This is a genomic window from Stenotrophomonas sp. INTA L402-1, from assembly GCF_059295135.1.
Genome location: NZ_JCAFWP010000003.1, coordinates 139,452 through 165,975, shown reverse-complemented (window position 1 = coordinate 165,975; position 26,524 = coordinate 139,452). Strand labels below are relative to the sequence as shown.

General features: G+C 67.1%; 24 protein-coding genes and 1 tRNA gene. 10 read left to right on the top strand and 15 right to left on the bottom strand.

The window, feature by feature from the left end:
• Positions 1-120: 120 nt before the first annotated feature.
• Complete coding sequence (locus AC5O77_RS04720; protein WP_494506539.1) at positions 121-828, top strand: alpha/beta fold hydrolase; 708 nt, start codon at positions 121-123, stop codon at positions 826-828.
• A gap of 114 nt (positions 829-942) precedes the next feature.
• Here AC5O77_RS04720 and dkgB read toward each other — a convergent pair whose 3' ends face one another.
• Entirely contained in the window at positions 943-1,752 is an 810-nt protein-coding gene (gene dkgB / locus AC5O77_RS04715; RefSeq protein WP_494506538.1) for a 2,5-didehydrogluconate reductase DkgB, read from the bottom strand.
• An 88-nt stretch (positions 1,753-1,840) separates the two neighbouring features.
• Positions 1,841-3,055 (bottom strand): MFS transporter, encoded by a 1,215-nt coding sequence (locus tag AC5O77_RS04710; RefSeq protein ID WP_006401536.1) that lies wholly within the window; start codon positions 3,053-3,055, stop codon positions 1,841-1,843.
• A gap of 107 nt (positions 3,056-3,162) precedes the next feature.
• Here AC5O77_RS04710 and AC5O77_RS04705 point away from each other — a divergent pair, with 107 nt between their 5' ends.
• Entirely contained in the window at positions 3,163-4,065 is a 903-nt protein-coding gene (locus AC5O77_RS04705) for a LysR family transcriptional regulator (protein WP_006401534.1), read from the top strand.
• Between the two features lie 329 nt (positions 4,066-4,394).
• Here the strand turns inward: AC5O77_RS04705 and AC5O77_RS04700 are convergent, their stop codons facing one another.
• The gene (locus tag AC5O77_RS04700) at positions 4,395-6,515 is read right to left on the bottom strand and encodes a methyl-accepting chemotaxis protein (RefSeq protein ID WP_494506537.1); all 2,121 of its coding nucleotides are present in this window, start codon (positions 6,513-6,515) and stop codon (positions 4,395-4,397) included.
• A 183-nt stretch (positions 6,516-6,698) separates the two neighbouring features.
• On the opposite strand from AC5O77_RS04700, the gene AC5O77_RS04695 reads away from it, so the two are divergent.
• Positions 6,699-7,154 carry an Rrf2 family transcriptional regulator gene (locus AC5O77_RS04695; RefSeq protein WP_033833804.1) on the top strand — a complete coding sequence of 152 codons (456 nt, stop codon included), beginning with the start codon at positions 6,699-6,701 and terminating at the stop codon, positions 7,152-7,154.
• Positions 7,144-8,049 (top strand): NAD(P)/FAD-dependent oxidoreductase, encoded by a 906-nt coding sequence (locus AC5O77_RS04690; protein ID WP_049398662.1) that lies wholly within the window; start codon positions 7,144-7,146, stop codon positions 8,047-8,049. Before AC5O77_RS04695 ends, AC5O77_RS04690 begins: the two co-directional genes overlap by 11 nt.
• Positions 8,050-8,187: 138 nt before the next feature.
• On the opposite strand, the gene AC5O77_RS04685 is transcribed toward AC5O77_RS04690, so the two are convergent.
• The 4 genes from AC5O77_RS04685 to AC5O77_RS04670 form a co-directional block, all read right to left on the bottom strand.
• On the bottom strand, positions 8,188-9,408 hold the full coding sequence (locus AC5O77_RS04685; RefSeq protein WP_494506536.1) for an RtcB family protein: 1,221 nt from the start codon (positions 9,406-9,408) through the stop codon (positions 8,188-8,190).
• Positions 9,409-9,464: 56 nt separating this feature from the next.
• Positions 9,465-10,589, bottom strand: coding sequence for a slipin family protein (locus tag AC5O77_RS04680; RefSeq protein ID WP_494506535.1), 1,125 nt, complete (start codon positions 10,587-10,589; stop codon positions 9,465-9,467).
• Between the two features lie 357 nt (positions 10,590-10,946).
• Positions 10,947-11,020 (bottom strand) — tRNA-Thr (locus AC5O77_RS04675).
• Between the two features lie 681 nt (positions 11,021-11,701).
• Positions 11,702-12,658, bottom strand: coding sequence for an aldo/keto reductase (locus AC5O77_RS04670; RefSeq protein ID WP_012481579.1), 957 nt, complete (start codon positions 12,656-12,658; stop codon positions 11,702-11,704).
• Between the two features lie 169 nt (positions 12,659-12,827).
• Between AC5O77_RS04670 and AC5O77_RS04665 the strand changes: the two genes are divergently transcribed.
• The 4 genes from AC5O77_RS04665 to AC5O77_RS04650 all read left to right on the top strand — a co-directional run bounded on the left by AC5O77_RS04665 (position 12,828) and on the right by AC5O77_RS04650 (position 15,210).
• Positions 12,828-13,685 carry a class I SAM-dependent methyltransferase gene (locus AC5O77_RS04665; protein WP_494506534.1) on the top strand — a complete coding sequence of 286 codons (858 nt, stop codon included), beginning with the start codon at positions 12,828-12,830 and terminating at the stop codon, positions 13,683-13,685.
• A gap of 148 nt (positions 13,686-13,833) precedes the next feature.
• Complete coding sequence (locus tag AC5O77_RS04660; protein WP_494506533.1) at positions 13,834-14,154, top strand: hypothetical protein; 321 nt, start codon at positions 13,834-13,836, stop codon at positions 14,152-14,154.
• Between the two features lie 135 nt (positions 14,155-14,289).
• Positions 14,290-14,541 (top strand): hypothetical protein, encoded by a 252-nt coding sequence (locus AC5O77_RS04655; protein WP_223224685.1) that lies wholly within the window; start codon positions 14,290-14,292, stop codon positions 14,539-14,541.
• Positions 14,542-14,670: 129 nt separating this feature from the next.
• On the top strand, positions 14,671-15,210 hold the full coding sequence (locus AC5O77_RS04650) for a pseudouridine synthase (protein WP_494506542.1): 540 nt from the start codon (positions 14,671-14,673) through the stop codon (positions 15,208-15,210).
• Between the two features lie 94 nt (positions 15,211-15,304).
• Here the strand turns inward: AC5O77_RS04650 and AC5O77_RS04645 are convergent, their stop codons facing one another.
• Positions 15,305-15,679, bottom strand: a complete 375-nt coding sequence (locus AC5O77_RS04645) for a hypothetical protein (RefSeq protein ID WP_019336760.1) — start codon at positions 15,677-15,679, stop codon at positions 15,305-15,307.
• 135 nt (positions 15,680-15,814) lie between these two features.
• The gene (gene hrpB / locus AC5O77_RS04640) at positions 15,815-18,319 is read right to left on the bottom strand and encodes an ATP-dependent helicase HrpB (RefSeq protein WP_494506532.1); all 2,505 of its coding nucleotides are present in this window, start codon (positions 18,317-18,319) and stop codon (positions 15,815-15,817) included.
• Positions 18,320-18,386: 67 nt separating this feature from the next.
• Between hrpB and AC5O77_RS04635 the strand changes: the two genes are divergently transcribed.
• Positions 18,387-19,184, top strand: a complete 798-nt coding sequence (locus AC5O77_RS04635) for a TatD family hydrolase (RefSeq protein ID WP_494506541.1) — start codon at positions 18,387-18,389, stop codon at positions 19,182-19,184.
• A gap of 76 nt (positions 19,185-19,260) precedes the next feature.
• Here the strand turns inward: AC5O77_RS04635 and AC5O77_RS04630 are convergent, their stop codons facing one another.
• The 5 genes from AC5O77_RS04630 to AC5O77_RS04610 all read right to left on the bottom strand — a co-directional run bounded on the left by AC5O77_RS04630 (position 19,261) and on the right by AC5O77_RS04610 (position 24,257).
• Complete coding sequence (locus AC5O77_RS04630; RefSeq protein WP_494506540.1) at positions 19,261-20,091, bottom strand: Rossmann-fold NAD(P)-binding domain-containing protein; 831 nt, start codon at positions 20,089-20,091, stop codon at positions 19,261-19,263.
• Between the two features lie 50 nt (positions 20,092-20,141).
• On the bottom strand, positions 20,142-21,080 hold the full coding sequence (panE, locus tag AC5O77_RS04625; RefSeq protein WP_494506531.1) for a 2-dehydropantoate 2-reductase: 939 nt from the start codon (positions 21,078-21,080) through the stop codon (positions 20,142-20,144).
• Positions 21,081-21,386: 306 nt separating this feature from the next.
• The gene (locus AC5O77_RS04620; RefSeq protein ID WP_494506530.1) at positions 21,387-22,154 is read right to left on the bottom strand and encodes a hypothetical protein; all 768 of its coding nucleotides are present in this window, start codon (positions 22,152-22,154) and stop codon (positions 21,387-21,389) included.
• Positions 22,155-22,500: 346 nt separating this feature from the next.
• Positions 22,501-23,292 carry an ABC transporter permease gene (locus AC5O77_RS04615; protein ID WP_010482250.1) on the bottom strand — a complete coding sequence of 264 codons (792 nt, stop codon included), beginning with the start codon at positions 23,290-23,292 and terminating at the stop codon, positions 22,501-22,503.
• On the bottom strand, positions 23,289-24,257 hold the full coding sequence (locus tag AC5O77_RS04610) for an ABC transporter ATP-binding protein (protein WP_253143688.1): 969 nt from the start codon (positions 24,255-24,257) through the stop codon (positions 23,289-23,291). Before AC5O77_RS04610 ends, AC5O77_RS04615 begins: the two co-directional genes overlap by 4 nt.
• Positions 24,258-24,341: 84 nt before the next feature.
• On the opposite strand from AC5O77_RS04610, the gene AC5O77_RS04605 reads away from it, so the two are divergent.
• A complete protein-coding gene (locus tag AC5O77_RS04605) occupies positions 24,342-25,091 on the top strand; it encodes a ferredoxin--NADP reductase (protein ID WP_494506529.1) in 750 nt (249 codons plus the stop codon).
• Between the two features lie 113 nt (positions 25,092-25,204).
• Here the strand turns inward: AC5O77_RS04605 and AC5O77_RS04600 are convergent, their stop codons facing one another.
• Positions 25,205-26,380, bottom strand: a complete 1,176-nt coding sequence (locus AC5O77_RS04600; RefSeq protein ID WP_478058573.1) for a lytic polysaccharide monooxygenase — start codon at positions 26,378-26,380, stop codon at positions 25,205-25,207.
• Positions 26,381-26,524: the final 144 nt, after the last annotated feature.

The following is a 26,524-nucleotide window of genomic DNA, read 5'->3' as shown; positions in this document are numbered from 1 at the left end:
AGATGTGTATAAGAGACAGATGCTCGACTGGCTGTGGAGCAGTCGAGCATGGCTCGACTCTACAACGCAACCGCCCGTTGCGGCATGGCTCCGTCACCGTGATGGCGCGACAATACCCCCATGACCGACCGTATCCCCCTGTTGCTGCTGCCCGGCCTGCTCAACGACGCCGAGTTGTGGCGCTCACAGTTGGCTGACCTGGCCGACATCGCCGATTGCACGGTGGGCGACCAGACTCGCGGCGAAACCCTGCAGGGCGTAGCCGAGGACGTGCTGGCTCAGGCGCCGGAGCGCTTTGCGCTGGCAGGTTTCTCGCTCGGCGGCTTCGTCGCTCAGCAGATCCTGCGCATCGCGCCCGAGCGTGTGCTGCAGCTGGCGTTGATCGATACCTCGATCCATGCCGATTCGCCGGAACGTGCCGAGCAGCGCCGTAGCCAACGTGCCAGCGTGCGCCTGCCGGGAAAATTCCACGGCTTCGGTGACGCGCTGATGCGAAGCTACATCGATGCCTCGCGGCTGGATGACTACGTGCTGGTGCAGCGTGTGCGCGACATGACCGCTCGCCTGGGGGCGGAAGTGTTCCTGCGCCAGAGCGCGCTGGAACGCCGTGATGGCCATGATGTGCTGGCTGGCTACCGCGATCCATTGCTGATCGTGTGCGGTGCGAACGACCGCATCACGCCGCTGGCGGTGAGCGAGGAGGTGCACGCCCTGGTGCCGCATTCGCAGCTGGTGGTGGTGCCCGATTGCGGACACCTGGCACCGATGGAAAAGCCGGACGAGGTCAGTGCGGCGATGCGCGAGTGGTTGCTGCAAGGCGAGGGATAGCTCTGCCTTTGGTAGGTGCCGACCCTGGTCGGCACGATGTGTCATCGACTGACCAGAGGTAGGTGCCGACCAAGGTCGGCACCTACCGATTCCGATCCGTAACCGCGGTTGGGATCAATCCCAGGCCGGGGCAATACCTTCCGGGTTCGCCAAACGATGGCCGCGATCCAGCTTGGCGATCTGCGCCATGTCTTCGTCGGTCAGGCGTACGGCCGCTGCTTCAAGGTTGGCTGCCAGGTTTTCGCGCTTGGTCGACGACGGAATGACCGAGAAGCCCTGCTGCAGCGCCCAGGCCAGCGCAACCTGCGCCGGGGTGGCCTGGTGACGGCCGGCAATGGCCTGGATCACCGGGTCCTTCAGCACTTCGCCATAAGCCAGACTCATGTAGGCGGTGATGTGGATGCCGTTGTCCTGCAGGAACTTCACCAGCAGGCGGTTCTGCAGGTACGGGTGGATCTCGATCTGGTTGGTGGCGATGGCTTCGGCACCGAGGATCTCGATCGCCTTGCGGGTCTGCGCGATGGTGAAATTGGAGATGCCGATCTCGCGGGTCAGCCCCTGCGCCTTGGCTTCGGCCAGTGCTGGCAGGTATTCCTCCATCGGCACATCGATCTTGTCATTCGGTGACGGCCAGTGGATCAGCGCCAGGTCGACGCGGTCGGTGCGCAGCTTCTCGAGGCTGGTACGCAGGCTGGCCAGCAGCGCATCGCGCTTGAACTCGGTGATCCACACCTTGGTGGTCAGGTACAGATCATCACGCGGCACGCCGGACTCGGCGATGGCCTGGCCGACTTCGGCTTCGTTGCCGTAGATCTGCGCGGTATCAATGGCGCGGTAACCGACCTCCAGCGCATTGCGCACCGAGTCGATCACGGTCTGGTCTTTGAGGCGGAAGGTGCCGAGACCGAAAGCGGGGACAGTCATGGGAAGCTCCAACGGGGGGAAGGGAGTAGCAGAGGGAAGAGGTTAGGACAGGCACCGTATGCATGCCGGCAACGGTGCATTGCATGGATCAATGCGCGGTGGCGGCAATGCCGTCGGCGCGGTGGTCGACGCCATCGCGGCGGTCGAGGCGGCCACTGAGCACGGTCAGCGCGTAGGCCAGCACGACCACCAGCGCGCCCAGCCATGGGGTATGCATCAGGCCGATGTGCTCCACCACCAGGCCGCCCAGCGAGGCGCCCATGGCGATGCCGACGTTGAACGCGGCAATGTTCAGGCCTGAGGCCACGTCGGTGGCCTGCGGTGCATAGCGCTGCGCCTGCTTGACCACGTAGACCTGCAGGCCGGGCACGTTGCCGAACGCTACCGCACCCAGCGCCAGCACCGTCAGCAGCATCAACCAGGTGTTGTAGGCAGTGAACGTGAGCACGAACAGCACCAATGCCAGCAGTCCGAAGATGCGCTTCAGCGCGGGCACCGGGCCCATGCGGTCGGCCATGCGCCCGCCCCACAGGTTGCCGATCGCCACCGACACGCCGTACACCAGCAGCACCAGGCTCACGGCATTGGCCGGCAGGCCGGTGACGTCCTGCAGGATCGGCGCCAGATAGGTGAAGGCCAGGAAGGTGCCACCATAGCCCAGCGCGGTCATCGCATAGACCAGCAGCAGGCGTGGCTGGCCGAGCACGGCCAGCTGTTGGCGGAGGCTGGCCGGCGCACTCTGTGGCAGGTTGCGCGGAACGAACAACAGCGCGCCGATCAGGGCGACCACGCCGAGGCCGGCCACCGCCAGGAAGGTCGCGCGCCAGCCCAGATGCTGGCCGATGAAGGTGCCCAGCGGCACGCCGGTCACCAGCGCCACGGTCAGGCCGGTGAACATGATGGCGATCGCGCTGGCCGCCTTCTCCTTCGGCACCACGGCGGTGGCGATGATCGCGCCGATCGAGAAGAACACGCCGTGCGCCAGGCCGGTGAGGATGCGGGCGATGATCAGCGAGGTATACCCGGGTGCCATCCAGGCGACGACATTGCCGAGCGTGAACAACACCATCAGCGCCACCAGCAGTTGCTTGCGCGGTACGCGTCCGGTCAGCGCGGTCAGCACCGGCGCACCGATGGCCACGCCCAGCGCGTACAGCGAGACCAGAAGGCCGGCCGAGGGCAGGCTGACCTGCAGGTCGCCGGCGATGGTCGGGATCAGGCCGACGATGACGAATTCGGTGGTGCCGATGGCGAAGGCGCCGAGGGTCAACGCCAGCAGGGCGAGGGGAATGCCACGGGTCATGACAGGGTCCAGCAGGAGGAAGAGGCTGCGCAGTCTGCGCCGCCGACCTTTGCCGAAAAACCGGCCTTCACGCCAATCACTATTGCCGTGCAGTCAATAATAGGGACATGAAGACCACTCTCGATGAAATGCAGGCGTTCCTTTCGGTGATCGACAGCGGCTCGATCAGTGCCGCCGCCGAGCAGCTGGGGCAGACGCCCTCGGGCGTGAGCCGCGCCCTGGGGCGGCTGGAGGACAAGTTGGGGATCACCCTGCTGACCCGTACCACCCGCCGCCTGCACCTGACCGCCGAGGGCGAGGCGTTCCTGCGCCATGCGCGCGCGATCATCGATGCGGTGGAATCGGCCGAGGAACAGATGGCGGCGCGCCGCGAGCGCCCGGCGGGGCGCCTGCGCGTGGATGCGGCGATGCCGTTCGTGCTGCACGTGATCGCGCCGCTGGTGGCCGGCTATCGCGCGCGTTACCCGGAAGTGCAGCTGGAGTTGAACAGTTCCGACCGCTACATCGACCTGCTCGAACGGCGCACCGATCTGGCGATCCGGATCGGCCCGCTGGCCGACTCCACCCTGCATGCGCGGCTGCTGGGCCGCTGCCAGCTGCGGCTGGTGGCCAGCCCGGCCTACCTGGCCAGGCACGGCGAACCGGCCAGCGTCGCCGCACTGGGCCAGCACACGCTGCTCAGCTTCAACGAGCCGGAATCACTCAACCGTTGGCCGCTGCCCGGAGAGTCGGATGGGCTGCTGCTGGTGCGCCCGGATATTGCCGTATCCAGTGGCGAGACGTTGCGCCGGCTGGCGGTGGAAGGTGTGGGCATCACCTGCCTGTCTGACTTCGTCACCGATCGCGACCGCAGCGCCGGCACCCTGGTGCAGGTGCTGGCGGCGCAGACGCTGGATGTGTACCAGCCGATCCATGCGGTGTACTACCGCAACACCGCCGTATCGTCGCGGATCAGCTCGTTCGTGGATTACCTGGCCGACGCGATGGCGCAGAGCGACTACGTGCGCTGAGGTTGCCGGCCAGCGGCCGGCACTACCGCACGCGCCGGTGGGCGCGGCTGCGCTGGTGGGTGCGGACCGTTGGTCCGCACTGATCCTGCCGTCGCCCGACCAATGGTCGGGCGCTACCCATGCTGGGGCGGAGGTTGCCGGCCAGCGGCCGGCACTACCGCACGCGCCGGTGGGTGCGGCCGCTCTGGTGGGTGCGGACCGTTGGTCCGCACTGATCCCGCCGTCGCCCGACCAATGGTCGGGCGCTACCCATGTGGCGGCGGACGCTGCCGGCCAGCGGCCGGCACATCGCACGGGTAGTGCCGGCCGCTGGCCGGCAACCGGATCACTCAGGCTGCGCGCGCCAACGCGTCCTTCGCTGCCGCCGTGGTCGACAGATCGAACACATCCACCGCATCGATCAACCGGTTCGCCTGTTGTTCCAGGCTGCGTGCGGCGGCACTGGCTTCCTCCACCAGCGCGGCGTTCTGCTGGGTGGTGCCATCCATCTGGATCACGGTCTGGCTGACCTGCTCGATACCCGCGCTCTGCTCCTGCGAGGCCGCGGAAATCTCCGCCATGATGTCGGTCACGCGTTGCACCGATGCCACAATCTCGGCCATGGTGTCACCGGCCTCGCGCACGCGCTGCGCACCGTGCCCGACCTGCTCAACCGAGGCTTCGATCAACGCCTTGATCTCCTTCGCGGCCGCCGCCGAGCGCTGCGCCAGCGTGCGTACTTCACTGGCGACCACCGCGAAGCCGCGGCCCTGCTCGCCGGCACGCGCGGCTTCCACTGCCGCGTTCAGCGCCAGGATGTTGGTCTGGAACGCGATGCCATCGATCACGCTGATGATCTCGGCGATCTGCCGCGACGAGGTTTCGATCGCGCTCATCGTCGTCACCACCTGGCCGACCACGTTGCCGCCCTGCGAGGCGACCGTGTGCGCGCCGATCGCCAGCTGGTTGGCCTGGCGTGCGTGCTCGGCGTTCTGGCGCACGGTGGAGGTCAGTTCTTCCATCGACGCGGCGGTTTCTTCCAGATTGGCCGCCTGCTGCTCGGTACGGCGCGACAGATCATTGTTGCCGGCGGCGATCTCTGCAGCCGCAGTGTGGATGTTGCCGGAGGCGTGCTTGATGTCGGTGACGATGGTCGCCAGCTGCGCGGCAGTGGTGTTGGCATCGCCGGCGATGCGCGCGAACACGCCCTGGAAATCGCCGTGCATGCGCGCGCCGAGGCGACCATCGGCGATCGCACGCAGCATGCTGGAGACCTCGCCGAGGTTCTGCTCGGTGGTCTGCATCAACCGGTTCAAGCCATCGACCATCGCGCGGAAGTCATGCTCGAAGCGCGCGCTGTCGCCACGCTGGCTGAAGTCACCGGCGGCAGCGGCTTCGGCCAGGCGGCGGATCTCGCCATTGATCATGCCTAGATTGACCTTGGCGGTATCCAGTGCGTCGGTGATCACTGCCTTCTCGCCGGGCAGGCGTTCCATGTCCTGGCTGAGGTCACCGATGGCGTAACGACCCATGATCGCAATCGCACGCAGCTTTACCTGGATGTGCGCATCGACCAGTGCGTTGCTGTCGGCGACCATTTCGCCGAATGCGCCGGAGAAGGCACTGGCGTCCATGCGGTGGCTGATGGTGCCGGCTTCATGCGCCTGTGCCATCGTGGCCTGTGCATCGAGCACACCGCGCAGCGTAGACTGCACGGCCTGCATGGCCTGCGCGAGGCGACCGATCTCATCGCGGCTGCGCACCTGCACAACATGCTGCAGATCACCGGCGGCCACTGCACGCGCAGCGGCTTCCACCGCCAGCACCGGCTGCACCACCGCACGCCGCAGCCACCAGCCCAGGCCCATCAGCAGCAGCACGGCGGCCAGCACGGTCAGCGCCGCGCACAGCAGCAGCGTCTGCCGCGCCTGCTGCGAACGGGCCGCTACCGCCGCTTCGGCCACCTGCGTGGCGTGCGTACTCAACGCATCCAGCGCGGTTGTCACCGGGCGGTCCTTGCCGCGCACGAGGTTGTCGCCGGCGGCGGGATCGTAGCTGGCCTCGGCGAACGCCTGCAGCGCCGCGTGATAGTCCTGCTGCAGCTGCGCATGCAGGCCGATGAACGCCTGCGCCAGTTCGCGCGTGCGTGCATCCGGGCTGCTGACCAGGCCCTTGGCCAGCTGCTCGACCAGACGACCCTCGCTGTCGAAGGCGTCCAGGTGGCGTTGGCGCAACGCGTCGTCGTGGCCGCGCAGCAGCACGTTCTTCCATTCCTGCACCTGGCCGCGGAACTCGCGCTGCAGGCGTTCGGCATCGCGGCTGTGCGCGACTTCGGGTGGAACCTCGGTGGACAACTTCAACCAGGCGGAGGCCAGGCCGGCCAGAGCGCACAGCAGGACCACGGCCAGACCAACGGAAACCGCGCCGAGCAGCTTGGACTGCAGGCGCGGAGCACGGACAGACGCATTCATGGGGAAGAACTCTCGGGAAGGGGCACTGCGGTATCGACCCGCTGCGCACGCCCTGAAGTGGGATGTTGATCACATTCGCGTTTCGTTTAGTGATGTGAAGGAGATGTTTCATAGGACAGATGTGTCCATATGGAACGAAAGCAGACCCTCGACAGAGGAATTAAATGTAACTAATGTTGTTACATGAAATCCGCGAACCCCCTCTCCGACGCCCTGCACGTGATGGCGCATCTGGTCGGCCATGCCGCCCCGCGCACGTCCGAACAGCTGGCGTCGTGCCTGCCGACCCATCCGGTGGTGATCCGTCGTCTGCTGGCACAGCTGCACAAGGCCGGCCTGGTGCGCAGCACCCGTGGTCACGGCGGCGGCAGCCTGCTGGCACGCGATGCCGCGGCGATCACCCTGCATGACATCTATCTGGCGGTGGGAGCACCGCCGCTGGTCCAGGTCGGCGCTCGCGATTCCGGCGGTGGCTGCCCGATCCAGCAGCTGGTCAACAGCGCCCTGCTCGAAGGCGCGCGCGAGGCGCAGCGGCTGCTTGAGCAGCGCCTGCAGGCGACCACGCTGGACCAGCTCGGCGCCGACTTCGCCCGCCATCTTGCCCATCACCGTTCCCTGGAAGGTCACCATGAATCCTGATGTGCTCATCGTCGGCGGCAGCTATGCCGGCATTGCCGCCGGCCTGATCCTGGCCCGTGCCCGTCGCCCGGTCACCGTCATCGACGCCGGTTCACCGCGCAATCGTTTTGCCAGTCATTCGCACGGGGTGCTGGGGCTGGATGGCATCAGCGGCGCCGAGCTGCTGAAAACCGCGCGTCAGCAGCTGCTGGACTACCCCACGGTGCGTTGGGTGCATGCCGAAGTGGAGCACGCCCGCACCACCGCCGAAGGTGTGGAAGTGCGTACCGCCGATGGCCAGGTGCTGGCCGCGCGCAAGCTGCTGCTGGCCAGCGGCATCGCCGACCAGCTGCCGGAACTGCCCGGACTGGCCGAGCGCTGGGGCAGCACTGTGCTGCACTGCCCCTACTGCCACGGCTATGAAGTCGGTGGTGGTGCCATCGGCCTGCTCGGCGGCCATCCGATGTCCGCCAGCAAGGCGCCGCTGTTCGCCGACTGGGGCAATGTCACGTTCTTCAGCATGGGTCTGGAGATCACCGATGAGGAACGCGCCGCCATGCAGCAGCGTGGCGTGCACATCGAGACGTCACCCGTGCTGGGTGTGCAGGGCGACCAGCCGACCTGGCTGGAAGTGGAGCTGGCCGACGGCCGCCGCATCGCACAGCGTGCGCTGTTCGTGCCGGCCACCCAGGCGATGGCCACGCCGCTGGTGCAGCAGCTTGGTTGCACATTGGTCGAGAGCCCGCTGGGTGTGCTGATCGAGGTCGACATGATGAAGCAGACCTCGGTGCCGAACGTATACGCCGCAGGCGATGCGACCACGGTCGGCAACATCACCCTGGCCACCGCCGAGGGCGTGCGCGCGGGGATCGGCGTGCATCATGCGCTGGTGGCCGAGGACAGCGTGCCGCGCTGACACCCGACGCGACGTGCTGCTCTGGTAGATGCCGACCTTGGTCGGCGCCGTTTCATCCACGCATGGCGTGGATCTACTGCAGGGTGGTCGGGCACCATTGAGGCACGGTGGGTGCCGGCCGAGGCCGGCACCGTTCCATCATCCCTTCACGCACAGCACCTGGCGCAGCGTGTGCACCACGTCGACCAGGTCGAGCTGCGCCGCCATCACGTCGTCGATCGACTTGTACGCGGCCGGCGATTCATCCAGCACGCCGTTGTCCTTGCGGCATTCCACATGCGCGGTGGCCTCGCGGTGCTGGGCCAGCGTGATCTGCTGCCGCGCAGTACCACGGCTCATCACCCGGCCGGCACCGTGGCTGCAGCTGTGGAAGCTGTCCGCGTTGCCCTTGCCACGCACGATGTAGCTGCGCGTGCCCATGCTGCCGGGAATGATGCCCAGCTCGCCTTCGCGGGCACTCACTGCACCCTTGCGCGTAACGAGCAGTTCCTGGCCGAGGTGCGTCTCCTTCTGCACGTAGTTGTGGTGGCAGTTCACCGCCATCGCCGCCAGCTGGAACTTCGGCAGCCGGTGGCGCATCTCGGCCAGCACCCGCGACATCATTGCCTCGCGGTTCTGCCGGGCGTAGTCCTGCGCCCACGACACTGCTTCGACGTAGTCATCGAACAGCGGCTCGCCTTCCATGAAGAACGCCAGGTCCTTGTCCGGCAGGTGGAAGCCGAGCACGCGCCGGGCCAGTTCCTCGCGCGCCTTCTCGATGAAGTAGGTGCCGATCAGGTTGCCGGTGCCGCGTGATCCGCTGTGCAGCATCACCCACACCGTGTCCGTCTCGTCCAGGCACAGTTCGATGAAGTGGTTGCCGCCGCCCAGCGTACCCAGCTGGCGGTCCAGCTTGTCGGTGCGGATTCTGCGGTGCTTGTCCTTGATGTTCTCCAGACCGGCGGCCAGCCCGGACTGCACCAGCCGCGTGTGGATGCTGTCGGGCATGCGGTGGTGCTCGCCGCCGCGTCCGTTGCCGACCGGGATGCTGCGCTCGATGCTGTTGCGCAGCTGCCGCAGGTCATCGGGCAGGTCGTTGGCACGCAGCGTGGTGCGCACGGCGGCCATGCCGCAGCCGATGTCGACGCCGACCGCCGCCGGGATGATCGCACCGCGGGTCGGGATCACCGAGCCCACGGTCGCGCCCTTGCCCAGGTGCACGTCCGGCATCACGGCCACCCATGGCCCGACGAACGGGATCGCGGCGATGTTGCGCAGCTGCTCATGCGCCTGCGCTTCCAGCGGTACACCGTTGACCCAGCCCTTGATCGGCGTGGTGCCCTCGGCGTGCAGCCATTGATAGTTGTGTTGAGTGTCCATGTTTTCGTGTTTGTCCTTGATGGGCCGGCGGCGCGTCCCTGCGCCGCCGCGACCCCCTACCTGATCGTCACCAGCTGCTTCAGCACGCCATCCAGGCCGCCGAACACGGTGAGCTTGTCGATCTTCTCGGTGACCTTCTCCAGCGCCTCCAGCTCCTTCAAGCGCATCAGCACCGGGTTGTCCTCGATCAGCTTTGCGGTGTTGAGCTGCGAACGCGTGGCATTGGCCTCCTCGCGGCGACGGATCACGCTGGCCTGGGCCTGCTTCTCGGCCAGCACCACGCCGTTGAGGATCTCCTTCATCTCACCCGGCAGGATCACGTCCTTGATGCCCACGCCGAGCAACCGCACGCCGTGGCCCTCGATCGCCGCCTGCACATGGGCGGCGATCTCGCCGTCCAGTGCCGCCTTGTCACCCAGCAGCTCGTCCAGGCTGCGCGCGGCAATCGCCTGGCGCAGGCCGAACTGCAGCTGCCGGTAGACGAACTCGTCGGCATTGCTGAGCGTGCGGTGTGCACGCACCGGGTCGACCACCTGCACGGTCGCGGCCAGGTTCACCCGCAAGGTCACCTTGTCGCGGCTGAGCAGTTCCTGGCCGGACACGTCCAGCGAACGCGCACGCAGCTCCACACGCTCCACCGACACGTTGCCGTTGAAGTTCCAGAACGCGTGCAGGCCGGCGTCCAGCGTCTGTCGCAGCGTGCCAGCGATGAACAGCAGGCCGACCGACTCGCTCGGCACGGTGCTGATCACTGCCACACGCGGCAGCACGCCCAACTGGCCCAGGCGCTGCTGCACGTCCGCCGGAATGCGCGGCTCGTCACCCAGCGCCATCACGCGCACCTGGGTGTCGACCGAACCCCGCCAGTACAGACGGCGGCTGCCCGGCGGCAGCACTTCATCGATGCGGCCGTTGCGCAGCAACAGGCCGACCTCGCTGGCGCCGACGTTGGCCAGCACGAAGTGCGTGTCCAGCTCGGTGCCCAGCGCTTCGATCAGGCTGTCCTGGTCGCTGCCGGTATAGGCCGCGCCCTTCGATGCGGTGTGGATGTCCACGTGCGGGCGGCCGCCGAACGGCGACAGGCGGTGCACGCCCGGCAGCAGGATCTGCTGGAAACGACGGTTGCGATACACCAGGCCGCGCTCGCCGTCGCCGATCACGACCTTGATGGTCCAGAACATGGGAGTCTCTCCTTGTATGGCTCTGGTGGTTCGACCCGATGGGAATGAATCGCCATGACCCGGGTCGATCAGGTCGTGGCGAGGCCGCCTGCACACCACGTGCAGGCAGCGGAAGAGGGCGGCCATCGGCGGACGGTCCGCGCGCGGAGCCTTCGGTGCACCGGCACGGCTGCCATCGTCGTTCCCGGCAGGCAGCACCGGTGCGGAACGTGGCTGGCAGTGGCGGCGGGCCGGGGCCCGGCGTGCGGTCCGTTGCCTTCCACGTTCCTGCCCGAAGGCGTTGTCCGTGGACGGCGACGATGGCCGCTGGGGCTTGCGCCCCGGGTGTTGCTTCAAGTCATGACGTGACAGGTCATGTGGTTTGGAGTGGGAATCGAACCCACGACAGACGGATTACGGATCCGTTGCTCTGACCAAGCTGAGCTATCCAGTTGGGGACCGCGCGGAATCGAACCGCGTACCGGCGAACCGATGCCTGCTTCCAGCAGGCGATCCAGGCGATGGCATGTCCGAGACCTCCGGCATACGCCACGGCAATGCCGCGCGCACCAGCCCGTGGTGGAAACGGGACCGTTGGAGAATCGAGGGTGCAGGCCATCGACATTATCGCGAGCGATAATGTTTTGATGCGATGCAGATAATGTCCAGGCGCTGCCACTCGCGCGAAGTAAATCCTTCGGCGGGGCGGAAAAACCTGGGTCAGTGAGCGGCGGGTTGCCGCGCGGGGTGCAGTTCTGGCATCGCGGGTCCTTGTGCCGACGCAAACGAAAACGCCCCCGGGACTTGCGTTCCGAGGGCGTCGTCAGGCCTCGGAGATCGGGGTGGCCGATCTCCGCAGGGCGGGTATCAGGCCGTTGTCAGCTGGTTTTCCTTGCCGAACGCGCGCGCCAGCACGTCCATGCGCAGGCATGGCAGCAGTTTGGCGATGGCGACGGAATGCGCGTTCAAGGGAAGTTTCCAGTGGTTGTTGAAACGAGGTGCGCACGATAAACCACGATTTACTCGCACGCAACCATTTTGTTCAATTATTTTCTTCTTTACCGCGCAATGCCGGCCAGCGGCCGGCACTACCGGACTGTGCAATGCCGGCCAGCGGCCGGCACTACCGGGTCTCAGGCTTCCGCGCTGGCGGCATCCAGCTGCGCGACATCCTGCACGCTCAGCGACACGTTGGCTGCGGCCAGCAGGTCGTGCAGCTGCTCGACGCTGGTGGCGCTGACGATCGGCGCGGTGATTGACGGCCGTGCGATCTGCCATGCCAGTGCGATCTGCGCGGCACTGGCGTTGTGCTTGCTGGCCACGTCATCCAGTGCCTGCAGGATGCGCAGGCCACGCGGATTCAGATAGCGCTTCACCACGTTCTCGCCACGCGCCGGGCTCTTGGCCGCATCGGCCGGCGTGCGGTATTTTCCGCTGAGGAAGCCACTGGCCAGCGCGTAGTAGCCGATCACGCCGATCTGTTCGCGCTGCACCAGCGGTTCCAGCTCCTTCTCGTAGCCGGCGCGGTCGTACAGGTTGTACTCGGGCTGCAGGGTTTCGTAACGCGGCAGCTTGTAGTCGGTGGATACCTTCAGCGCATCGGCCAGGCGCGTGGCGCTGTAGTTGGACGCACCGATCGCACGCACCTTGCCGGCTTCGATCAGGCGCCCGAACGCGGCCAGCGTCGCTTCCAGCGGCGTGGATTCATCGTCTTCATGGGCCTGGTACAGATCGATCACGTCGGTCTGCAGGCGGCGCAGCGAATCTTCCACCGCGGCATTGATGTTGTCCGGGGTCAGGCCAGGGCGTTCGGCCCACTTGGCCACCTTGGTTGCCAGCACCACCTTGTCGCGCTTGCCGCTGCGGGCGAACCACTTGCCGATCAGCGTTTCCGATTCGCCGCCGGCATTGCCCGGCACCCAGGCCGAATACACATCGGCGGTGTCGACCAGGTTGAAGCCGGCATCGACGAAGGCATCGAGCAGGGCGAAGCTGGCCTTCTCATCGGCGCTCCAGCCGAACACGTTGCCACCGAAGGCGAGCGGACGTACATGCAGGCCGGAACGGCCCAGTTCGCGGGTTGCCGTCATGGGCACGGACTCCTTGGGGGAAGTACTCCAGAATAAAACGCGTTGTGTGACCGTGCTGCGGCGGTGACCACAAAACAGTGTTCCGCGATACGCACGCAGCTAACGTTTTGTGAACACCTGGGACGCCGCGGCTGCTAGTCTCGCCGCATCTTCCGCTGGAGTCGCTCCGATGATGCCTGCTTCGTCCTTGCGTGGTTGCCGCCTGCTGCTTGCTTCGGCCCTGCTTGCCGCTGTTCCCGCGTTCGCCGCACCGGCCACGGTGGCACCGGCGAAGATCCAGGTGTCACCGGCCATCGATGCGGCGGTGAAGGCGTCGACCCGTGATGCCAACAACGTCAAGCGCGATGGCTTCCGTCATCCGGCGCAGACGCTGTCGTTCTTCAAGGTGACGCCGGAAAAGACCGTCATCGAGATCACCCCCGGCAACGGCTGGTACTCGGAGATCCTGGCGCCGCTGCTGCAGGACAAGGGCCACTATGTTGCCGCCGTGGTCGACCCGATGGCGGTGCCCGAGGGCCGCGGCCGTGACTACCAGCAGCGCAGCCGCGACAGCCTGGAAAAGAAGTACGCCGGTGCACCGGCACAGTTCGGCAAGACCGCCGTGGTCGCCTACGATCCGGCCAAGCCGGTGTTCGGCCCGGCCAGTTCAGCCGACGTGGTGCTGACCTTCCGCAACGTGCACAACTGGCGCAAGGCCGGCCAGGCGCAGGGCATGTTCCAGGGCTTCTTCAACGTGCTCAAGCCGGGCGGCGTGCTGGGCGTGGTCGAGCATCGCGCCAAGGCCGACGTGGCCGACGACGATGACACCGGCTATGTCGGCCAGCAGCAGATGATTGCGATGGCCGAAGCCGCCGGCTTCAAGTTGGACGCGCGCAGCGAGGTCAATGCCAACCCGCGTGACACCAAGGACCACCCGAACGGCGTGTGGACGCTGCCACCGACCAACCAGCACGACAAGGCCGATGATGCGAAGTACCAGGCGATCGGCGAAAGTGACCGCATGACCCTGCGCTTCATCAAGCCGTAAGGGGTGGTGCCGGGCTGGCGCATGTTGTCTCTGTAGAGCCGAAGGCAGCGGCAGGAGCCGCTGCCAACGTCGCGTGCGACGGCCCGAAGGGTGCCGGTCAGGACGGCCGGCATCGTCCCTGCTCGGCTCATCCCGCGTAGCGCGGCGAATGGCTGGTCCCAAGACCGGCCGTGCGCCGGAATTCGATCGTATGCAAGGACATGAATTGTTGAAGAAGGTCTTTTACATCGCTGTCGCGGTGCTGGTGCTGGGGCGGTTGATCGATTTTGTGTTCTACGGTGGTCATGCCCACGATCTGATGGCGACGGTAGGGTTTGCCGTGCTGTTCGCGGGTGCCCTTCTGGAGGAACGTTCGCGCAAGGCCGACCCGCCGGCTGCAGGCCTGCGGCGCCGGGCCAATGTCATCGCCGCGTGCGGCATCGCACTGGTGCTGGGCTCGTTCCTGCTGGAATGGAAGGTTTTCGGCTGAGCCGGCCGAGATTGGGGCGGCAGGAAAGCGCAGCCGCAACCACGCTCACCGCGCGCAGCGCAACGTATGGCTGGCCCCAGGTCCGGCCATGCGCCGGAGTCCAATCGAATTCAAGGACATGGACCGTTGAAGAAGGTGCTGTATATCGTCATCGCGGTGCTGGTGCTGCCGAGGCTGTATGACTTTGTGTACCACGGTGGGCATGCTTACGACCTGCTGGGAGCGACGGGTTTTGCAGTGCTGTTCTTTGGCGGGGTGCTGGACGAACGCGCCCGCATGACCTGTCCGCCACCCGCGGCGCTGCGTCGCCGGGCCAATGTCGTCACGGCATGCGGTTTCGTGTTGGTGCTGGGGTCGTTCCTGCTGCAGTGGAAGGTATTCGGCTGAGCCCTTCGTGTTCGTGGTCGCAGGAAAGCGCAGCCGGGCATGGGCTATGCCAGCCGACTTGACCGGCACCTTTCGAGCCGCCGCACGCGGCATGGGACAATGCCCCACCCGCCGCCTGCCGTGCCCGCAATGCTGATCGCCTTCAACAAGCCCTTCAACGTGCTCTGCCAGTTCACCGACCGCAGCGTGCCGCCGCGGCCGACCCTGGCCGGGTTCGGCCTGCCGCCGCGCGTGTATGCCGCCGGTCGCCTGGACCATGACAGCGAAGGCCTGCTGCTGCTGACCGACAACGGTACGCTGGCGCACAAGCTGACCGACCCGAAGCACAAGGCTGACAAGACCTACTGGGTGCAGGTGGAAGGCATGCCCAGCGACGAACAGCTGCAACAGCTGCGCGACGGCGTGGTGCTCAATGACGGGCCGACCCTGCCGGCGAAGATCGAGCGCCTCGATCCGGCGCCGCCGCTGTGGACACGCGATCCGCCGGTGCGCTTCCGCAAGACCGTGCCTGACAGCTGGTTGGCGATCACGATCCGGGAAGGCCGCAACCGGCAGGTGCGGCGGATGACCGCGGCGGTGAACCTGCCGACGCTGCGGCTGGTCCGCGTGTCGATGGGGCCTTACCGGCTGGACGACCTGCAGCCGGGGCAGTGGCTGCAGATCGGTTGATGCAGAAAGGGCCGGATACCTTCCGGTGTCCGGCCCTCATGTAGTGCCTTGGGGTCAGCGCCCTTCCTGTGGAAGGGATCCGACCCCGGCAGGCTCAGGCGTCGCTGCCGATATCGCTGTGCTCGTCCACCACGGTGTCGTTGCGGCGGTCACGCGCGTTGATGCGCTGCGCCTGGCCATTCACCACGTGGCCATTGGCGGCCTTCTTCTTCTGCTGCTTGCGGTACAGCGCGTAGCCGAGCAGGCCTACACCGACCGCAGCGGCGGCCACGGCCACTGCCGGATTGCGGCGCACGAACTTGGTTGCGGCCTTGCCGCCGGTCTTCACTGCGCCGATGGCGGCGCCGGTCTTGATCCAGTCCGCATTGCGCAGGCTGCCACCGGCGCTCTTCAGGCCATCGCCGGCGGTGTGGGCCAGCTCCAGGGCGCGCTCCAGAGCGCGGTCGGTGATTACGGTCAGCTTGCTCATGCGGGGGTCCTTTGCCTCGGGTCGAAGTCCAGTGTCGCGTGTTGCCCGTAAACGGTATGTCAGTCGAGGTCACACGTGGCGTGACTTTACCGCAGCCATTCAGGATCAGGCAGGGTCCACAGCCGGCCCCACTGGTCAGGTCCCGCGCGGCTTGGCTCGATGGGTGGCCGTCGCCGTCCACGGGTCATCCGGCCACGGATGGCGCGGGTAGCGGCCCTTCATTTCTTTTTTCACTTCCGCGTAAGTGTTTTCCCAGAAATTGCGCAGGTCCTGGGTGACCTGCAGTGGGCGGCCACCGGGCGAGAGCAGGTGCAGGGTCAGGGGCACGCGGCCGTCGGCGATGCGCGGGGTGTCAGCCAGGCCGAACAGTTCCTGCAGCTTCACCGCCAGCACCGGCGGCAGCGGTTCGCCGCTCTCGCTGTCCAGCGCGTAGGTGATCGGCCGCTCGAGCCCGGAGGGCACGGTGATGCGGGTGGGTGCATGGCGTTCGACGAGCTGCCGTTGTGACCACTCCAGGGGCGACTTCAGCGCTTCGCCGAAGCTGGACTCGTCCAGCGCATCCAGGCGGCTCTTGCCGGCGAACGCGGGCTGCAGCCATTGCGCACGCGTGGCCAGCAGGGCGTCGTCGCTGCAGTCGGGCAGGCCGAGTTCGGGCATCCAGCGCCGCAGCGATTCCACCCGTGCCTGCCATTGGCGCAGGCCTTCGGTCCACGGCAGCGCCTGCAGGCCGAGTTCGGCCACCGCGTCGGTCAGCGCCTGTGCGGCGTGCTGCGGATCAACCCGGCCGGCCGAGCGGCTGTCCAGCACGATGCGGTCGAAACGGGTCTCGCGCAGTGCCACCAGGGCGCGGCGCTCGCTGTCCCAGCGCACCACGTCTTCTGTGACGAAGCGCTCCGGCCAGGCCTTGCGCAGCTGGCCTTCATCCACCGGTGCGGCACGCAGCAGCAGCGCATCGCGTGCCTCAAAGCGAAGCTCGCTGGCCACCAGCCACGGTTCGCCGCGCAGGTCACTCAATTCGTGCAGGCGCGTGCTGCGGCCATTGGCCAGCAGGTAGCGCAGTGGGTCGCTGGGGTGCTGGACACCGATGCGGTCGGGGAAGGCGTGCGCGAGCAGGTCACCGAGTTCATGGGCTTCGATGCTGGCCGGCGGTGCGGCATCGCAGCGCAGGCGGCGACGCCACTGCTTGGCGGCGGCATCGATCGCGGCCAGGCCGCTGCGGTTGGCGTCGCCCGGTGCGCGGCCATTGCGGAACGCCGCCAGCGCACGCCAACGCGCGGCCAGCGCATCACCGCCCTGGCGCAACGGATCGCGCGCCTCCAGCAGGGCGGCCAGATCGGCGGCCAGCGCCTGTGCGCGGGCATCGGGCGCGGCCAGCAGCATCGCCGCCATCCGCGGATGCGTGCCCAGCGCCAGCACACGGCGGCCAAGTGCGGTGATCGCACCGCTGCTGGACAGCGCGCCGAGCCGCTGCAGCAGTTCGCGGGCGGCACCCATCGGGCCGGCCGGTGGCGGATCGAGGAAGCGCAGGTCGCTGCTGCCCCAGGCGGCCAGTTCCAGCGCCAGTCCGGCCAGCTCGACCTGATCGATTTCGGCGCGGCGCTGCGGCTCCAGCCGCTGCGACTGCGGCCACAGCCGCCACGCCACGCCCTCGGCGACACGGCCGGCGCGGCCCGCGCGCTGGTCGGCCGATGCCTGCGCGATGGCCACTACGTCCAGCCGGGTGAAGCCGCTGTTGGGGTCGTAGCGCGGCTCGCGTGCCTGGCCGCTGTCGATCACCACGCGCACGCCCGGCAGCGTCACCGAGGACTCGGCCACGTTGGTGGCCAGCACCACACGCCGACGACCATCACTGGCCGCCTGCAGGACCCGCGCCTGCTGCTCCACCGGAAGTTCACCGTGCAGGGCCAGCACTTCGACGCCGGCATCCAGCGATTCCCGCAGCCCGGCCTGCACCCGCGCGATCTCGCGTTGGCCGGGCAGGAACACCAGCAGGTCACCAGGATATTCAGCCAGGGCCTGCTGCACCGCGCGGCGCACCTGCAGTTCCAGCGCCTCATCGCGGCGCGCCGGGAAATGGCTGATCGCCACCGGGTAGCTGCGGCCTTCGCTGCTCAGCCGCGGTGCATCGAGGAAGCGGGCCAGGCGCTCACCATCCAGCGTCGCCGACATCACCACCAGGCGCAGGTCATCGCGCAGCTGTGCCTGCACGTCCAACGCCAGCGCCAGGCCCAGATCGCCACTGAGGTGGCGTTCGTGGAATTCGTCGAACAGGATCGCGCCGACCTCTTCCAGCATCGGGTCGTCCTGCAGCATGCGGGTCAGGATGCCTTCGGTGACCACCTCGATGCGGGTGCGCGCGGAGACCTTGTTCTCGAAGCGGATGCGGTAGCCGACCGTGCCGCCGACCTCCTCACCCAGCTGCCGTGCCATGAACAGCGCCGCGCTGCGCGCGGCGACGCGGCGCGGTTCCAGCAGGATGATCTTCCGCCCCTGCAGCCACGGTGCATCGAGCAGCGTCAGCGGCACCTGGGTGGTCTTGCCGGCGCCGGGCGGTGCCTCCAGCACCAGTCGTGGCTGCGTGGCGAGGTGCTGCTGGATCTGCGGCAGCAGCGGGGAAATCGGGAAGAGCGGGGCGTTCATGTGCAAAGGATAAAGGGCCATGGCAGCCGCAGGTACAATGCGCGGGCACTTTTCCCCCGCGATGACCATGCACCTGATCGATATCGGCGCCAACCTGACCCACGACTCCTTCGACCGCGACCGCGATGCCGTGCTGGACCGCGCGCGCCAGGCCGGCGTGGTGCAGATGGTCATTACCGGCGCCAGCCGCGAGCACTCGCCGCTGGCCGTGCAGCTGGCGCAGCAGCATCCTGGTTTCCTGTATGCGACCGCCGGCGTGCACCCGCACCATGCGGTGGAATACACCGAGGAATGCGACGCCGAGATGCGCGCGCTGCATGCCCACCCGGAAGTGGTGGCGGTGGGCGAGTGCGGGCTGGACTACTTCCGTGACTTCTCGCCGCGCCCGGCCCAGCACCGCGCGTTCGAGCGCCAGCTGCAGCTGGCCGCAGACAATGGCAAGCCGCTGTTCCTGCACCAGCGCGACGCGCATGCCGATTTCATGGCACAGATGAAGAACTTCGAAGGCCGTGTCGGCCCGGCGGTGGTGCATTGCTTCACCGGTGAGCGTGACGAGCTGTTCGATTACCTGGACCAGGACTGGTACATCGGCATCACCGGCTGGCTGTGCGACGAGCGCCGTGGCGCGCACCTGCGCGAACTGGTGAAGAACATCCCGGCCAACCGCTTGATGATCGAGACCGACGCGCCGTACCTGCTGCCGCGCACGCTGAAGCCGATGCCGAAGGACCGCCGCAACGAACCGATGTTCCTCTCGCACATCGTGGAAGAACTGGCGCGTGACCGTGGCGAAGACGTGGCGGTGACCGCCGCGAATGCAACTGCCGCGACGCGTGCGTTCTTCCGTCTGCCGGACGCGGGTTGATCAGGTAGTGCCGGCCGCTGGCCGGCAGCAGCATGAACGCCGCAAACATCGCGCGGTTGCCGGCCAGCGGCCGGCACTACCGGAGCAGGTCGCGCAGGCCCTCACGGTAGCTGGGGAAGCGCGGCTCCCAGCCCAGCGCCTCGCGCGTACCGATGCTGTCGATGCGCTTGCTGCTCTCGTAGAAGCGCCGCAGTGTCGGGCTCAGCGCCGGATCGTCCCAGGGCATGGCAGGTGGCATCGCAAACCCGCCCAGCTGCGCGGCGAAGGCCAGTACCTGCTGCGGCGGTGCCGGCTCGTCGTCGGCCGGCAGATACAGCCCATCCACACACGGCCGCTGCATCGATGCGGTAACGACCGTTGCCAGGTCATCCACGTGCAGTCGGTTGAACACCAGCCCAGGACGCACTACGTGGCGTGCGCGGCCCTGTGACAACTGCAGCAGCGCATTGCGTCCCGGCCCGTACAGGCCGGGCAGGCGGAACACCGCCGAGGCGATACCGCGCTGCTCCGCCAGCGCACGCCACTGGTCCTCGGCGCGTCTGCGTTGCATGCCGGTCGTTTCAGTAGCATCGGCCACGCTGGTTTCGTTGATACAGCCGCCGGTCCGATCGGCATAGACCGACGTGGATGACAGATAGCCCACCCAGTGAAGTGCTGGACTTTCCTGCAGTGCCGGCAGCAGCAGACGCAGTGCCGGGTCACCCTCGGCATCGGGCGGCACGCTGCACAGCACGGCCTCGGCCTGCGCGATCTCATCGAGCAGGGCGGGGGAAGGTGGCGTGTCAGCTCGCAGCTGATGGCGCGGCAGGCCATCGTGCGGTGCCGACGCCGGGTCGCGCACCGTGCCGGCCACGTGTACGCCCAACGCCCGCAGATACGTGGCCAGCACGCACCCGCTCCAGCCCATGCCGAGGATCAACACCCGCGCGGGCAGGGCGTTGGCCTGCGTCGTATCGCTCACGCGCTGCGCAGCGCCTGGTAGGCCTGCAGGCTGCTGTAGGCGACCTGCAGCAGCAAAGCTTCCTGGTCGGCCTTCCGAGCGCGCGCCAGCATGTCGCCGACGATCTGCTCGGCCTCCACCTGCTGGCCGGCTTCCAGGTCTCGCAGCATCGATGCCTTCAACGCAGAGCCCGCCTGGGTGAGGGTGCCGCGTGTTGTGTCCTGCGCGGCATCAGGAATCGGTTCACCGGCAGCCTCGGCCACGGCCAGGCACTCGTCGTACAGGCCACGCACGATCGCCTCGCCATCATCGGTGGCGACGATGCTGCCGATATCCGCGCGCAGCAGGCAGGTCGCGGCGGCCAGCGCGGTCAGGAAGGTGTACTTGATCCACTGTTCCTGGCCGATGTGCTCGCTGGCCAAGTGATCGAGGTTGGCCTGCGCGCAGGCGGCGGCGAAGGCACGCACGCGCGTGGAGATCGCACCGCCATCGCGTTCGCCGAAGGTGAGCTTGGCCGGCTTGCCCAGGTGCAGCACGGCGCCGTCGGGGGCCTTGGTGGCGCTGATGAAGCATAGGCCACCGAGCACAGCGTCGCGGCCGAAGCGCAGGTCCAGCGCGTTGTAGTGATGCAGGCCGTTGAGGATCGGCAGCACGGTGGTGTTTGCGCCCACGGCCGGAGCGATGGCATCGATTGAGCTGTCCAGGTCGTAGGCCTTGCAGCTGAGGATGACCAGGTCGAACGGCTTCTGCGCGGCCAATGCCGGGAGCGCATCGGCGGTGACGTGCTGCACCGGGAAGCTGGCGTCGCCGAGCGGGCTGCGGATGACCAGGCCATCACGGTCCAGCTGGGCGGCGCGTGCGGGGCGCACCAGGAAGGTCACGTCCACGCCGGCCTGGGCCAGGCGACCGCCGAAGTAACCGCCGGTACCGCCGGCGCCGAGGATCAGGATGCGCATTGCACGTTTACCGTTTTCTGGGGAATCAGGAGTGCGATTGTGCCGGAGATTGCGGCCAGCGGCGGAGCCCCTCGTGGTGGTTCGCGGAATGCACTGTTCATTGGGGTTGGCCGGGCGGGTAGGCCGCGCAGGGGACGCTGCAAGTACGTCCCTGTAAGCTCGGTCGCCGCATCCATGCGGCTCACGCCCCTGCGCAACCTACCCGCCCGGCCACGGACATGTTCCGGGCGCGGCCACCACGGAAAGCAGATCAGAAGCGAAGGCGGAAGCGGGTCGCTCGCTGCGCGAGCTCGTGTAGAGCGGTGCTCAGGGTAGTTGTTCGCTGAAGTCTTCGGTGTAGCCCAATAGCAGTGTGGTGCGGGTGGCCAGCGTTGCAGCCAGTTGTGACCAGGTGTCGTGCGTTCCGGCCGCGTAGATGCGCTGCAGGTCCGCGGCCAACGCGCTCGCCTCTGCAGGCGACGGTGCGCGGTCGCGCTGGAAACCGAGCCACGATGCGCCGAGTCCGAACAGACGGTAGTCGTAGCGCTCCTGCAGATGCCGGATCAGGGCGTGGTTCTGGAAGAGGTCCCAGTCCGCGCTGAAGTAGCCGTTGGGCAGGGCGGCAATCAGCAGGTCATCACGGGTCACGGGCACCTGCTGCACGCAGACTACGTCGTCGACGATGAGATCCGGTGTCGCATTGGCAGCGACCAGCGCCTCGATGTCCTCGTCGCTGCACATCAACGTGCCCGCCAGAGCGGTCCACTCCAGCCGATGCGAGGAATGCTCGAGCTGCGCGACCACATGCGCCAGCAACCGCCCGCGTGCCGCCAACGCATCTTCAGGCGTCGCCGGGTCTTCGTCCTCGTACAGCGCGATGCGCTCGTCGTCGGACGCGTGCATGCTGGTGTAGCGGCACTGGCCGACATCGTCGAGCGTGCATAGATAACGATGAAGGGGATCAGCCGCCTGCAGCGAGGCCAGGCAACCGAGCACCTCATCCAGCGTAGGCGAATCGCTCAGCAGGACGTGGCTGAACGCATCGATCGGACCATCCGACACGGCCTTGTCCAACGGAATGGAAGTGATCTTCATCGCCACAGCCTAGCCGTAATCCGAAACGAAAATAGCCAAGCATCGGCTTGGCTCTACAGGGAACGCTTCATCCACGCATGGCATGTATCCATCGTGTCGACCAAGGTCGACACCTACCAACAGCGACCGGAAACTGTCAGGGGTGGGGCGGTGTGGGGGTGCAGGACCGTTGGCGCCATGGATGGCGCCATCGAGCCCCCACGGACGGGTTTACGGCGTGTCCTGCACCCTCACACCGCCCCGCCCAACTCGTGATGCTTCCGCCTTGGCTGTTGCTGTTGCCGGCCAGCGGCCGGCACTACCACTGCAGGTGCAGGTGCAGGGCCGCAGGCCCTGCAGGCACCCCTCAGCTGCGCATGCCCACGCCACGGCGCAGCAGCCACAGCGCCAGCGCCGTCAGCACCACCACGAATCCGATCATCAGCCCGTAGGCCACCGGCAGCGGCACATCGCTGCTGCCCAGCAGGCCATAGCGGAATGCATTGACCATGTAGAAGATCGGGTTCGCGTGCGTGGCGGCCTCGGCCCAGCCCGGCAGCAGCTTCACCGAATAGAACACGCCACCCAGGTAGGTCAGCGGGGTCAGGATGAAGGTCGGCACGATCGCCACGTCATCGAATTTCTTCGCATACACCGCATTGATGAAACCGGCCAGCGAGAAGATCGTCGCACCCAGGATCACCGTGGTCAGCATCACCAGCGGGTGCGGGATGCGCACCGGGGTGAAGAACATCGCGATGATCAGCACGATCACGCCCACCATCAGGCCGCGCAGCACGGCACCGGCCACGTAGCCCCACAGGATCACCCAGTTCGGCATCGGGCTGACCAGCAGCTCTTCCACGTGGCGGCCGAACTTGGCGCCGAAGAACGAGGAGCTGATGTTGCCGTAGCTGTTCTGGATCACGCTCATCATCACCAGGCCCGGCACGATGAACTGCATGTAGGTGTAGCCGCCCATGTCCCCCACGCGCGACCCGATCAGGTTGCCGAAGATCAGGAAGTACAGGGTCATGGTGATCGCCGGCGGCACCAGGGTCTGGCCCCAGATGCGCATGATGCGGGCGACTTCGCGGCGCACGATGGTCATCAGTGCGACGCGGTTGCGCTGGCCGTCGGTCAGCTCGGTGGTGCTCATGCAGGCTTCTCCAGGTTGCCGGTGAGGCGCACGAACAGCTCCTCCAGGCGGTTGCTCTTGGTACGCATCGAACGCACACGGATACCGGACTCGTTGAGCGTGGCAAACACGCGGTTGAGGTCCATTGCGCGCGGCATGTCGATGTCCAGCGTGTGCGGGTCCGGTGCGGTCAGCGTCGCGCCTTCGATCACCGGCAGCTGCGCCGGCAGGTCACCGTCGATGTCCAGCAGGAAGCCTTCCACGTCCAGCTTGGCCAGCAGGGTGCGCATCGGCCCCTGCTCGACGATCTGGCCATGATTGATGATCGCCAGGTGGCGGCACAGGTACTCGGCTTCTTCCAGGTAGTGCGTGGTGAGGATGATCGTGGTGCCGGCGGCGTTGATCTCCTTCAGCACGCGCCACATGTCGCGGCGGATCTCGATGTCCACGCCCGCGGTCGGCTCGTCCAGGATCAGCAGGCGCGGGCGGGTCATCATCGCGCGGGCGATCATCAGTCGGCGCTTCATGCCGCCGGACAGCGTACGGCTCATCACCTGTGCCTTTTCCCACAGGTGCGCCCGCTTCAGTTCCTCTTCGGCACGCTGCTCGGCTTCCTTGCGCGGCACGCCGTAGAAACCGGCGTAGTTCACCAGGATGTCGAAGGGCTTTTCGAACAGGTTGAAGTTGATCTCCTGCGGCACCAGCCCGATCAGGCGCATGGTGGCGCTGCGGTTGCGCACCAGGTCGCTGCCGAACACTTCCACCTGGCCCTCGCTGAGGTTGACCAGGGAGCTGATGATGCCGATCAGGGTGGACTTGCCGGCACCGTTGGGGCCGAGCAGGGCGAAGAAGTCGCCCGGGGCCACTTCCAGGGAAACGCCCTTCAGGGCCTGGGTGCCGTTGTCATAGGTCTTGCGCAGGTCGCGCACGCGCAGGGCGGGCGCCGTATCGTTCTGGGATGCCAAGCTCGAAGCCTTCGCGCCCATGGGCTGGCGCTGGAGAGGGGCGGGGAGGGGCTATTATAGAAGACCCCGAGGGCTTGCCCCGGCTACACACTGTCCCGAAAAGTCGTGCCTGTTCAATTCCCCCTCAAGCTGGTCGGCTGCCGCATGCTGGCCCCGACCGTCGGCCACTACCAGTTCGTGCGTGACGATGGGCAGCCGCTGGATTTCCAGCCCGGCCAGTTCATCCAGGTCCATTTCAGCTACGCCGACGGCACCGAAACCAAGCGCAGCTACTCGCTGGCGACCATCCACGACCACGCGCTGGGCCCGGGCGAGGCGGTGGATATCGCGGTCAGTTTCGTCCCCGGTGGCGCCGCCACGGCCCTGTTCGAGGCGCTGGAGCAGGGCGGCCAGATCAGTGCGTCCGGCCCCTATGGCCGGTTCTGCCTGAACCCCGGTGATCACAACGCCCGCTACCTGCTGATCGCCACCGGCACCGGCGTTACCCCGTACCGCTCGATGCTGCCGCTGCTGGAAACGGCCATGACCGAGCGCGGCGTGCAGATCGTGCTGCTGCAGGGCGCGCGCAGCCCGGGCGAGCTGCTGTATAGCGAAGATTTCTACAGCTTCGCCGAAAAACACCCGAACTTCCGCTATGTTCCATGCCTGTCGCGCGAACTGCCGGCTGATCCGCACCCGGACGTGCAGCACGGCTACGTCCAGCAGGCGCTGGCCGGCTTCACCCCGGACCCGGCCACCGACATCGCCTACCTGTGCGGCAACCCGGACATGGTCGATGCCTGTGCCGAACTGCTGAAGGCCGCTGGCCTGGGCAACCCGCAGATCCGCCGCGAGAAGTACGTCAGCAGCAAGTAAGCCTGCGTAGTGCCGGCCGTTGGCCGGCAACCGCGTGGACCCTGGTAGTGCCGGCCGCTGGCCGGCAACCCCATGAAACGGAGGCGGCATCACGCCGCCCCCGGTGTCCTGCCTCAGTACGCGATCCAGGCGTCGCGCCAGGCAAAGCCGGTACCCGGGCGGTAGGCATCGGCGTTGATGTTGCACCATGCACCTTCCGGGAACGGGCGGCAGGCATACAGCTTGCCATCAGTGCCCTTCACCACGGTCTCGCCCGGCTTGTAGCTGCCGAGGCCGGCCGGGTACACGAAGTCGAAGTCGCCGCCCGGCGGATCGACCGGATCGATCGGGCCCGGCCCCGGCACCTGGGTTTCCAGCTGGAAGCGGTTGCCCGGCTTCAGGTACACGCGGTTGTCGGTGGCCGAGGCGACCGGCGTGATCACGCCGTTCTTCATCACGCCCACGCGCGCGTGCTGTGCGCTGGCGTTGACCTTGCGGGCCAGGGCCAGCGGCCACTGCGTCGGGCTGGTCTGGCCAGCGGCCAGTTTGGTTTCCACGCGCTCCAGGTCGTTGCCGTTGGCATTGAACACACGCAGGGTCACGGTGCTGTCCACGTCCAGTGCGCCATTGGCGGTCACCGCGCCGGCATCCTGCCACTGCGGCGGCGGAACCACGCCACCGCCACCTTCGAAGCGCACGTCCATGCAGGTGTAGAAGGCTTCCTGCGAATCCGAGCGCTGCCAGGTGTTGTAGATGATGTGCTGGCCAGTGCGCTTGGGCAGCGGGCAGTCCAGCTTGTAGACACCGCCTTCGGACAGCGGCACGTTGCCCAGGGTGCAGAATTCCTGCAGGTCGGCCCAGCGCAGCGGGCTGCCCGGCTGCCAACCGTCACGGGTGACGTAGAACTTCCACTCGCGGGTGGCGTGCGGCGCCGGCGCCAGGAATTCGAAGGTGTAGCGGCCACGCGAATCGGCGCGCACCGGCGTGGTCGGCCAGTCGCTGCGATTCAGATCGAGGCCGCGGTACTTGGGGATGCTGGCGCTGCACAGCTCGCCATCGCGCACCAGGTCGCGGTGGTTGCCATTGGCGTTGCCGTGGGCGATCGCGCTCCAGTCATAGAACGGCTGCGCGCCGCCGATGGCCTTGGCCGCGGCACAGGCCGGGTTGGTCGGGTTTTCCGGATTGCCTTCGTGGCACTGCTTCACGCGGCTGAGCGGCTTGGACATGGTGCCGTGGGCGAGGGCGCTGCCGGACAGGGCCAGGCCGGCAACGACGGACAGAGCGAGGACTGCCCGGTGGGACAGGTGCATGCAGGAACTCCTTTGCGAAGTATGGGAAACCTCGCGCAGTCTTCACATGCAGGGCCGTCGGCAACATCGGACAAGTTTGAAATCGATGGCGGCTGTGTTCGATCTGCAACACGGTGCTCACTGTGCCGCCATCCGGGCGAAAGG